The 10,112-nt window shown below is 38.5% G+C and carries 11 protein-coding genes; 8 read left to right on the top strand and 3 right to left on the bottom strand.

From position 1 onward, the window contains the following. Positions 1-867: 867 nt before the first annotated feature. Positions 868-2,427, top strand: coding sequence for a primase C-terminal domain-containing protein (locus H4683_RS20775; RefSeq protein WP_192600731.1), 1,560 nt, complete (start codon positions 868-870; stop codon positions 2,425-2,427). A gap of 226 nt (positions 2,428-2,653) precedes the next feature. On the opposite strand, the gene H4683_RS20770 is transcribed toward H4683_RS20775, so the two are convergent. Together H4683_RS20770 and H4683_RS20765 are read right to left on the bottom strand one after the other, a co-directional pair. Continuing rightward, complete coding sequence (locus tag H4683_RS20770; RefSeq protein ID WP_192600730.1) at positions 2,654-2,896, bottom strand: hypothetical protein; 243 nt, start codon at positions 2,894-2,896, stop codon at positions 2,654-2,656. Further along, positions 2,889-3,104, bottom strand: coding sequence for a hypothetical protein (locus H4683_RS20765; RefSeq protein ID WP_192600729.1), 216 nt, complete (start codon positions 3,102-3,104; stop codon positions 2,889-2,891). Before H4683_RS20765 ends, H4683_RS20770 begins: the two co-directional genes overlap by 8 nt. A gap of 220 nt (positions 3,105-3,324) precedes the next feature. Here H4683_RS20765 and mobQ point away from each other — a divergent pair, with 220 nt between their 5' ends. Further along, positions 3,325-5,391 (top strand): MobQ family relaxase, encoded by a 2,067-nt coding sequence (mobQ, locus tag H4683_RS20760; RefSeq protein ID WP_192600728.1) that lies wholly within the window; start codon positions 3,325-3,327, stop codon positions 5,389-5,391. Between the two features lie 418 nt (positions 5,392-5,809). On the opposite strand, the gene H4683_RS20755 is transcribed toward mobQ, so the two are convergent. Further along, positions 5,810-6,790: a hypothetical protein gene (locus tag H4683_RS20755; protein WP_192600727.1), complete on the bottom strand. Its 981-nt coding sequence runs from the start codon at positions 6,788-6,790 to the stop codon at positions 5,810-5,812. Positions 6,791-7,570: 780 nt separating this feature from the next. Between H4683_RS20755 and H4683_RS20750 the strand changes: the two genes are divergently transcribed. The 6 genes from H4683_RS20750 to H4683_RS20725 all read left to right on the top strand — a co-directional run bounded on the left by H4683_RS20750 (position 7,571) and on the right by H4683_RS20725 (position 10,053). Further along, positions 7,571-7,870, top strand: a complete 300-nt coding sequence (locus H4683_RS20750; RefSeq protein ID WP_192600726.1) for a hypothetical protein — start codon at positions 7,571-7,573, stop codon at positions 7,868-7,870. Next, the gene (locus tag H4683_RS20745) at positions 7,858-8,046 is read left to right on the top strand and encodes a hypothetical protein (protein ID WP_192600725.1); all 189 of its coding nucleotides are present in this window, start codon (positions 7,858-7,860) and stop codon (positions 8,044-8,046) included. Before H4683_RS20750 ends, H4683_RS20745 begins: the two co-directional genes overlap by 13 nt. 36 nt (positions 8,047-8,082) lie before the next feature. Beyond that, on the top strand, positions 8,083-8,421 hold the full coding sequence (locus tag H4683_RS20740) for a CagC family type IV secretion system protein (RefSeq protein ID WP_192600724.1): 339 nt from the start codon (positions 8,083-8,085) through the stop codon (positions 8,419-8,421). A 65-nt stretch (positions 8,422-8,486) separates the two neighbouring features. Next, a complete protein-coding gene (locus H4683_RS20735; RefSeq protein WP_192600723.1) occupies positions 8,487-8,831 on the top strand; it encodes a conjugal transfer protein in 345 nt (114 codons plus the stop codon). A gap of 13 nt (positions 8,832-8,844) precedes the next feature. Continuing rightward, on the top strand, positions 8,845-9,516 hold the full coding sequence (gene trsD / locus H4683_RS20730) for a TrsD/TraD family conjugative transfer protein (RefSeq protein ID WP_192600722.1): 672 nt from the start codon (positions 8,845-8,847) through the stop codon (positions 9,514-9,516). 12 nt (positions 9,517-9,528) lie between these two features. Continuing rightward, positions 9,529-10,053 (top strand): hypothetical protein, encoded by a 525-nt coding sequence (locus H4683_RS20725; protein WP_192600721.1) that lies wholly within the window; start codon positions 9,529-9,531, stop codon positions 10,051-10,053. Positions 10,054-10,112 lie beyond the last annotated feature (59 nt).

The following is a 10,112-nucleotide window of genomic DNA, read 5'->3' as shown; positions in this document are numbered from 1 at the left end:
AAACAAGTCGAAAATCAACTACAGCAATGGATGGCCGGTTTACCCAGTTATATCAAGGCTTATTTGCCGATTTCAGTGTGCGAAAGTTGAGTTATTAAGATTCCATTGCATTTTAAATTCAGCTATTTGGACACAAAGACAACTCTTTCCCTCATTTTTCATTTGTAATAAAAGTGTAATATAACACCAACTTTCTCACAGAAGTAGAAAATTCCACTTTTCGACTTCTGTGAGAAACGCATCTACTTAACAAAAGTAGAAATTTCTACTTTTGAAATATACACTGGTTTTTCTGAATATCCCGAACCCCTTGTGTGAGTAAGTGCAAGGGGTTTTTTTATACCTATTTTATCCTTAAGGAAATCATTTCTACTTAGCAAAGGTAGAAAAGTAGAAGTTTGCAATTTCTACCCAGATTCAACATTCCCGCAAAAGTAGAAATCCATAAAATTCGACAATTCTGCTGTCAGAACTAGGCTTTTTATAAGTTTACAAGTCCATTTATTTGTGTTTAAGTTAGTGGTAATAGATTAGTAGACAAAATAAAAAAGCCATTCCTAAATGTCTTTCGAGGGACAAGGAATGACTCAGCGTCTAACAACGAAATAAGTAAGCGTCAAAGACGTCTTATCCAAATTGATTAAAAAAATTGAATAAAAGAGCGTCCTATGAAAGATCGCTTATCTTGTTGCTATAACTGTAATGGTGTGCTGGTAACACGCCATTAGATAATTTAAGATTATGTTGATTATAGCAATGGCAGACCTTAATTTCAATACACTTGCATTGAAATTTTGCGTAAAGTGCTTTTTTAAGTATGTCTTTAACGAGATAGCTATGGACGCTCACCAAGACTAGGGGGAGTGTATGTCCATGGCTATTTGTGCATTTTCAGAGAAAAAGACAGTAGAAGAACTAGAGCAAATCTATAAGGTGGTGCTACATGAAGGCATTACTACGTATAAAAAGAAACATTCGAAGGCTAGTTTGCCGACTCGTGTTGCGGCAGAGAAACAAGATCGAGTACATAAAAAAGGGGCAGTCTTTGTCGTTCGTGACAAAGACCATTTTACAGTAAATGGAGTACGTGGCTATATCGTCACGTCGAAAGAAACCTTGCTTGAAGATGCACCAGCATTGACGCATTTCACACCAAATGTATACCGTACATTTGGTTACGCAGATGAAGGACGTCGTTATATCCATGGCTTTGAAGAACGGAATTTGCAGCAAATCAATACATATGTCGTAGATATTGATACAAAGAAGTATAGCGTAAATGAACTGCTTTTAACGTGCATGGATGATTCCATTGGATTACCGACACTCATTGTCGAATCAACACGTGGTTACCAGCTGTATTTTGCTTTGCAGCAGCCGTTCTTTATTTCCCCTAAAAATGATTTCCGTGGTTTAAAAGTGGCCAAGCGTATTAGTAATAATTTAAAACAAAGTCTGCAGGCAGTAGAGGCAGATGTTTTTTGCAATGACTTTGGATTTTTCCGTTTACCGAATGCAACTAATATTGTTTATGCAGGGCTTGAGAATGTGTACGCAGTTGGATCACTCATTGATTGGTCGATGCGTCAGGATGATAATAAAGATCGTCCGTTATTTGTCCTGGCAACGAAAAGACTAGCAAGTAGTGTATTACAGAGTGATTGGTTCAATGCGCTTATACATACCGTAAATATTAATGGGGATAAGGGGCAGTTGGGACGTAATAATACGTTGTTCACCTTAGCTTTAATTGGCTATAGCGAGGGGTGGGATATGGAGCGGACGGAAAACTTTTTAGACGAATTTAATGCACGCTTAGAAGCACCTCTGAATGCATCCGATTTACATACAATCTTACAATCTGCATACTCAGGAAAATACCATGGACCGAGTAAAGAATATGTAGAGGCATTATTAGCCTTGCACGTGAAAAATGGTGAATCTTATAAGGTGTCACTTGGACATAGAGGCTGGTACAAGGTGAAGAAGGCACGAGAGGATCGTCAGCGCAGCCATTACGACGAATGGGAAACTGACATCGTTGAATACATTGCGGCTCAAAAACAGATGACAGAGCCGTTTATTTGGCATACGCAAAAAGAGATGTGTGAAGCAATCGGCATCCCGCAAAGTTCGTTAAATGTATTGTTGAAAAATTCTACAAAACTAATCAAAACCGTCACAGGAAAAGGACGAGCAAGTAAAACTGGCTGGACAACCGTACAGCTGTTTATTACCTATGCCCTCGACCTTGTAAGAGCACAAAAGGAGGCCTATACAGCTTTCGTACACCAGATCATCGAAGAACATGTAAATGAGCTGGAGCCAATCGCAGGCTATCATGAATTGATTGAAAAACTAAGTTCCTTAAAAGTGCTATCCGACAAGAACAACCCGTCTTTCTCGTCGCTCGCTGGCTCAGGTTAAATTAATACTCCACTCTGCCTTACATATTTCTAGTCACGTAGTTTCCCTTTTTTCGGGGCTAGTAAGAGTTTATGGATAGGAATATATTTGATTGGATTTTGCAGGGGAGTAAAGCCCACAGCGGGAGGCGTTCCACAATCCAGCTTGCTGGGCGAGGACCTTTTCTTTAGGTTTGTAAAATAACATAGGAAAAACTACCTAGTAAAAGTAGTAATCTCTACCTTAGCTAAGTAGTTTTATTGAAGCGTTCAGGGCGTTTATCTTTGATGAATTGGCTAAACAGTTTAAGCATTTCTTCTGTTTCTTCAGTGGATAAATGATCTGTATCTAAATAGTGATCAAGAAGCTTTCCTTTTTTGATTAAAGTAGTGGTGTGCTGTTGTTTTTTCTGGGTATTTTGTAGACGATTAAGTTCAAGTTCTAATCTATTTTTTTCGGTTATCAGTTTTTTAAGCTGTAGATTAGTCATGATGTTTTACGGGCATTTGATATTCTTGGTAAAGGGTAGTAAGTGTATCAAGGAGTTCGTCAATTTTTTCTTTTGATAGATCTTCATGTTGAATGTTTAATTTGGACAGTAATTGACGACCTATTTGTGTATTCATTTTTTCTTTTTCTAAGCGAATTTGTTCTCTCATTTCCTCAATCTTATCAATTTTTTTACGAATTTCGTCCATGGATAACACCCCTCTTTATAGAATTTGAATTCTTCAATAGTAGAACGTAAAGGATAGAATAATTCAAATAATAAGAGGTTTATGGTAAAGTGAAGGAAGCTAAGGGCGCACTTATACACCATGTTGTCAGCTAAGCTTCCAAATGGTGTTGTGCGAAAAGATTGGTCACGTTAACACGTGAAAAACTCGCTTGCGCTCATGTAAAGGGAGGGAATGCATAGTGGCAATATATCATTTTAGTATGCAAATTATATCTAGGGGAAAAGGACAGTCAGCAGTTGTCGGTGCAGCGTATCGAAGTGGGGAAAAGCTATATAGTGAACGCTATGATAAGGAGAATTTTTATCAGCACCGCGAGGTTATGCCGGATACAATGATATTGAAACCTGTTCATGGGCCAGAGTGGTGTGTTGATCGAGAACGGTTATGGAATGAAGTTGAAAAGATTGAAAAGGCAAAGAATGCACAACTGGCTCGTGAATTTACAGTAGCACTGCCTGTTGAATTGTCTAATGGAGAACAAAAGGAGTTGTTGCAACATTTTGTTCAGGAAGTATTTGTCGATGAAGGTATGGTTGCAGATATTGCAATTCATCGTGATGATGAAAATAACCCACATGCACATGTGATGTTAACAATGCGTCCTTTCTTAGATGATGGAAGCTGGGGAGCTAAGTCTAGAAAAGAATATATTTTGGATGAAGACGGGGAGTCTTTATATACAGCGAGTGGTGCAAAGAAATCTCGGAAAATTGATATGAATGACTGGAATAAAAGAGATAAGATACAAGAGTGGCGTCAGGCATGGGCATTCTATGCAAATAAGCATTTAGCACTTGCCGGTGTGGCTGTTGAAATTACAGAGAAGTCCCATGCAGAGTTAGGTTTAGAACAAGAGCCTATGATTCATGAAGGATACGTAGCTCGTAAAATGGAGCAGGAGGGGCGTTCATCGGACCGCGTGGAAATAAATCGGCAAGTGAAAGCACGCAATGACAAAGTTGTTTCTTTACTTGAAGTTGATGAGAAGCTGACGAATCTAGAAAATCATCAGCTGATTTTACAGGCATTATCTCCAGCGGAAAAAAAGGAACTTGGCCAACTGTCCAAAGTGTTAAAAATGTATGTGAAACCTGAGTCATTGGCTGATAAAAGAAGGATGCTTTATTTATGGGATGTTAAGTTGAAGGTTCAAGTAGATCTTGGATTATTCAATGAGTCAAGTTATAAAGGATATCAGGCCCAGGAAGAGGCTTTCCAGCGTGCTGAGGAACTTTTCAATCGTGAGGCAGACCGATTGGTTGTGAAGTATTATCCAATGCTAGAAACGAGTCAGTGGACATTGTATGAGAAGCGAGCGTTAGTCAATGAAACAGCACGACTGGATCGGGCTTTAAATGATTTGGAAATTAAGGAAACGTTGTTACAGGCTCGTGAGGAAGAAGTGGTGGAACAAGTCCAGTCGATTTTAAAACAACCGATAACCACTGTTATAGAAGTTCAGGAGCGCTTACAAGCTGTGCAAACGCGAGCGGCAACCTTTATGCAGCAGCAAGGAATATCGCTCCAACAGAAGGAATCTATGGACCGACTATCTCCTACCGAAAAAAACAACTTTGAAGGTATGTTGAAAGAAATGAAAAGATTGCAATTGGCATTGCGTTTATTTGGAGCTTATTACGATGAGCGCATTCATTTACGGCTGCCAAGTTTGGATGTATCGGATAAGTCGTTAGTAGAGCGTGAGTGGCTAATGACAGCAATGGATTATTATGGAGAAGCCTTCACAAAAGAGCAATTGACCAATTTTCCAAGTGAGCCACCGAAGAAATACAAGAAAGAGCAATTAGTTGTTGTGCCCGATTATGTACGAGCGAAACGAGCATATGATGTAGCTGTTTTACGAGGAGAGCAGGTGTCCGCACAAGAGTTGCTACGAGTACAGAAAGGAATGGATCCAGTATTATTGAAGGATTTGGCACACCCTCGTTATCAGGCTTTTGTGTTGAGTGATTGTGTTGCAGAAGATATCTTGTCCGAAAAGAAAGCGAATGCTTTTTTGGCAGCTGTAGAAGTGCCAACAGAGCAAGGAACTGTTTTTTACAATGACACGTTCGGAGGCAAACAAATGAGCGTCTACAGTTCCCAAACGTTATTTGAGCAGTTCTTTAAAGGAAAAGCGATCGATCAGATAATGGATGAGTTGGAATATGAGGAATTTGAAAAATTGAGGGCGCAGCAGAAACAAATAAAACAGCAGAAGGGGACGAATCAAAGGAGGAAATAATACATCATAGTCAATATTATGGATAATAAACTCAAAGTATATTGCTTAATTATTTCTATACTATATGGATTGAACTAAAGAATCCCTCCAACACTGCTCGGCGCTTGGGGATGCCTCCCGCGATAAGCCTGCTAGAAAACCACTATCAGTCTTATCGCTCCGACTACCCCAGTAGGCGCCTTCTCTGAAGATTAGGTGAAAATCATAAGTTCAGCGCATATATAGCATCATAAAAAAGATTAAGTGATTACTTGAGGAGTGAACCACTAGGTGAGTTTGATGTAGGAGTTTTTTTGAGGACATGACGATTATCCGTTAGTAAACTGAACACATTCATGGAGCGCCAAAAGTGTTGAGGAATCAGATTGAACGATTGAAAAAAGAGAGCAAACATATTGTCTGCTCTCTTTTTTAGAATTTAAGCTACACCTTTTGCGATTTCAGCATATGGTTTCTCGATAATGGAGGTTAGCTGTGAATCACTTAATCCCCCATTGTACTTTTTCGCTATGTTCTCTTTGTAAACATTCACAGGATTCTTGGAGCGATGGGCTAAAGTAAGTTGAATTATAAGATCCTTGGTAGAGGGATTACTCAATTCTTCTTTCTTTTCGCTACTAATTAGCTTTTTGTTGCGTTTAACAGCATCGGGATTTGTTTTTAATGCCACTTTCAACTCTTCTTCTTGTTCGTATTGTATCAAGTGAGCCATCAAATAATTATCAGCCCGGTATCGGTATTGATCGGTTACAATATGTTTTGGAATTAGAGTTAAGGGAATTTCATTCAAATCGAGCAATTGACGGTATTGGAATTTAACCCAATTGTGAATTGTTACATCCCACCGAAGACCTTCCTGTATTCTGAACTTTGCATTAGGATTGTATTTTAACGCTTGTGTTACTGTGAATTCGCTTAGTAGTCCAAAGAGAATACTGGCAAGTAAATCTGACATTCGGTCTTCATTAAAATTTTTAATGAAGAGAACGACGTCCATTGGCCCTTTTATAGTACCGTCTTCAATTAGTCGACGATGTTCAACCCTGGTTAATAATTTGTAAAGCATGTTGGGACCGCAACCTTTTCCATTCGGATAAACATCTTTGATAAATTCCGATTTTCCCAGACGAAAACTGTTATTCTCACTTGAGTTACCTAGAATGCCTAATAGCATACCTTCTATAGATTTGCCTTCTCTAATCAGTTTGAAGACTGTTTGGAAGTAATCTGTAAGCAGTGTGTGTGCTGCTTTTGAAAACTTGTCCTTGTTTATTGCAATCAGTAATGGATCCAAGAACAATCTGTTGTCTGCTCCTGATGTTTCGATGTTTACAAACTGTAGTTGTTCCTGTTTTTTGTTCATTTGCAAAACTGTCGTTACTTTTTCTACTTTAACCATATATTTTTTTACCTCAGTCGTAGTTGTAGGCTTGGAACTGCTGTTTAATTACCTTTTTTGAGTTTGACATTTATGTTGACATTTTTCTAATGTCGGTGATATCATAGATAATGCTTAGTTAAATAGGATATCACCGACAAGAATTATGAAAAAGTTTACACGGTTGCTACTGAAAATGTGCCTCAAGCATTTTTTCCGACAGTAGGATATCTCTTAATCAATGAAAATAGACATAGCTATCCCATGTGTAGATACACTGAATTTAAGTGTATCATATTTGTCTTTTCTTGTAAAATATAAGAGGTTTTTATATTATTTTATTCTGATATAGCCAAATATGGCTTTTTTTCCGTCTTTTTTTGCGGGGGGAAAATTTTAATAGCAACTGCTTAAGTGGGAAAGTCCATATTAATACAGTGTCATCGTTATTATTATTGCTAGTGCTAGAGATTTTACTAACGGGTGCCATTTTAGCATAATCCAAAAGGTCAATTCCTCAAGTTTACTGTTGAGGAATTGACCTTTTAATATTTAACGACCTTTACGTTGTAGGTGCATATTTTCCAGATAGTGTCACAAATAGAATGAAAATTCTATTACATTCTCATTGCAATCATAACGAGAACATATATTTTATTAAAAAGTGATAATACTTCGGCAACAATCGACTTTTTTAGCAGAATAGCATTGTATACTATGTAAAAGTAGGTGATTTTTCTAGTGATTGTGCGGTGATCGAGTAGTGAAAAGGCCGTACAGCTGGAGCATGATGGGCGGATTGTGCGTAGTGGAGAGCTAGGTGGGCAATCGATTCAAGTGGTTCGGAAAGAATTCATAAGGGAAGAAATACATGATCGAATTGAGATAAAGCCATTAAAATTACGACAATACTTTTTGCAACAAGGGAATATTCAAGATGCTGAAAATGTGAACCAAATAGAGCCAACAGCTTTTCGAGGGAAGCGCGGCCGAATGCTTGCAGAAGTAAGTTTTGCTGGTACAAGTTTTTTGGAAGGTTTTCTAAGTGTCTATGGTATGGAGTTTGATTGTGCAGTGGAGCGTTGCGGTTGTTTGAAATAGAGCAACGGGATAAGCGGCAAAATTTTATTTTTATCGGTCGTTTAAAGCGAGGGGAATTAGAACAGCTTTCGGAATCTTTTTCGACCGTCCAGGAGGCGAAAATAAAACTAGACGAAGTGCAGCGGTATAAAGAATCTGCCCCTCAACAATTAGTAGAAATGGAGAGAGATGAGTAACGACTAGATAAATGAATAATGAAAGTAGGTTTGTGTATGACAAAACAACACGGAAAAATGCGCTTAGTGTTTGGTACAGCTGTGGCTCTGGTGATTTGTTTAGTAGTTACACCCGAAATCGTATTTGCCTCAGCTGGACAAGTCCAAGCTAAGCTCACAAATGCAGCCAATGTCGTGAAAGGTATTTTGACAGCACTTGTGGTTTTAGTCGGGATTTGTGCAGCTTTATTTATTATCATCAAGCGTATGCCTTCCGCAGATGATCCGCACGAGAAAAATGAAGTGTTCAAAAGTGTTGGTCGTGTTTGTGCACTGGTCGGGTTGGCCGCAGCCGTGATATGGCTATTACCATGGGTGTACTCATTGTTCACATAAGTAGAAGTGATATAAAACTACTTAACAAAAGTAGAAAAATCTACTTTTGAAAGGTGTAGATATCTATGAATGAACACAAAGGAAAGAAGTTCGTTTTTCCAGAAAACGTAGAGTCGGGGTATGGCATATTTCTTGGAATCACATTACGGGAGCTTGCCATTTATCTATTACCCCCTGCAGTGATTGGATTTATCATTCTTGCGTTGCCTCCCCATAATGTGTGGCTCATGCTCTTTAAAATTATGTTGATTTTAATTGTGCTGATTATGGTATTGGCATTTCTTTCTTCTCGCCCAATCCGCTACCGGCAAAATATTCGCTTTCAGGATTATTTGAAATTACGAACGGATTATAAACAAAGGCAGAAACTATTTTACACGCAAAAGAAGAAAGAGCGTTTCTTTAGATGAGGTGGTGAGGTGTTTGTGGGAGAAGTTATTTGGTTTTTCAAAAAAGAAAGGGTCTATCGAGGCATATGTGTTTGAAGATGAACCGAGGACGCTTCAAAACGGAAAGCAAAGTCTGCAAGAGATGTCGTTAATTGAGGCGCAGTACAATAACTTTTTCGTGACAAAGCAAGGTTATTTAGTAGCACTCATTCAGGCAAGTGGCATCAACTTGGATTTATTGACGGTTATCGAGCAGGAAGATGTGTTTGACGAGTTTAATGCCTTTTTAATGTCTACGCTTGGTGAAAATAGCGGGGAAGTTCAACAGTATTTAGATATTACGATGCCCGTTGATTTTAGTGAATATGTATCGTTTTGGCAGCATCGTTATTTACAAGTGCAGCAGGAGGAGCCGGAAAACAAAGCAAAGCTTGCGCTCATTGCGAGCTACGTCGATACGTTTTCAACAATTGCCTCCTCACAGGAAATGACGACGAAACGGCACATTGTCGTTCTACATGAAAAAATACCGAAAAAGCATCTTGCATCACTAGAGCAAACGGCGATTGAACTAGAGGAGAAAGTGACGCTATTCATTCGTCAGCTTGAAAATACATTAAGCACTTATGATATGATGGCTCGTCAATTAACTGCGAAGGAATGTCGTGATGTCTTGCAGCATTTAGTCAACTTTTCAAATCATTAGGGAGGGATCACAATGCTCAAACGAAAGCAACCGATGCTACCAAAACAGGAATTAAGATTAGATGAGGTGTTGGATGGTTCGAGTTTAGATATGATTTACCCTTTTTCGTGGGAGGAATATGCCGACCATATTGAATCAGGTGAAAACTTCATACGTGTCATTGCCATCATTGATTATCCAAAAAGTCGTTATGGTAATTGGATTTCTGAATTAAAACGGAAGAAGGGAAATATAACCATCGTTCAATTTTTAGAGTCATCGAATGCGAATAAAATGGTGGAACACTACAATAAAACGATTAAAAATAAGCAGGCCGAGGTTTTGAAGACATTTGATCCACTTAAAAAACGCCAACTTGAAAAACAGGTGGAGGCAGCTGAGCATCAGTTGACGAAATTTCTTGAAAATGAATCAATCTATATTTACCAGTACACCTATATTTATTTGCAAGCGAACTCGTTAGAAGCACTTAATGCACTTAGTGATTCTGTTCAAAATACGGGCTCTTACGCTCATTTGGGGAATGCTTCAACTTAACACTTTTCGGGTATAGGAATACTAAAACGGAAAGGTTGTTGAATGAGATGAAAATCTTC

Origin of the sequence: Sporosarcina limicola, assembly GCF_014873855.1 — a bacterium.
GTDB classification, from domain to species: domain Bacteria; phylum Bacillota; class Bacilli; order Bacillales_A; family Planococcaceae; genus Sporosarcina; species Sporosarcina limicola.
The sequence above is the reverse complement of the archived record's forward strand: the minus strand, read 5'-3'. Positions and strand labels throughout refer to the sequence as shown.

Bases quoted from the DNA above. Each gene is read 5' to 3' on its own strand.
- H4683_RS20775 (WP_192600731.1), top strand. From the start codon at position 868: ATGTCCATGGCTATTTGTGCATTTTCAGAGAAAAAGACAGTAGAAGAA.
- H4683_RS20770 (WP_192600730.1), bottom strand. From the start codon at position 2,896: ATGACTAATCTACAGCTTAAAAAACTGATAACCGAAAAAAATAGATTA.
- H4683_RS20765 (WP_192600729.1), bottom strand. From the start codon at position 3,104: ATGGACGAAATTCGTAAAAAAATTGATAAGATTGAGGAAATGAGAGAA.
- H4683_RS20755 (WP_192600727.1), bottom strand. From the start codon at position 6,790: ATGGTTAAAGTAGAAAAAGTAACGACAGTTTTGCAAATGAACAAAAAA.
- H4683_RS20740 (WP_192600724.1), top strand. From the start codon at position 8,083: ATGACAAAACAACACGGAAAAATGCGCTTAGTGTTTGGTACAGCTGTG.
- H4683_RS20735 (WP_192600723.1), top strand. From the start codon at position 8,487: ATGAATGAACACAAAGGAAAGAAGTTCGTTTTTCCAGAAAACGTAGAG.
- H4683_RS20725 (WP_192600721.1), top strand. From the start codon at position 9,529: ATGCTCAAACGAAAGCAACCGATGCTACCAAAACAGGAATTAAGATTA.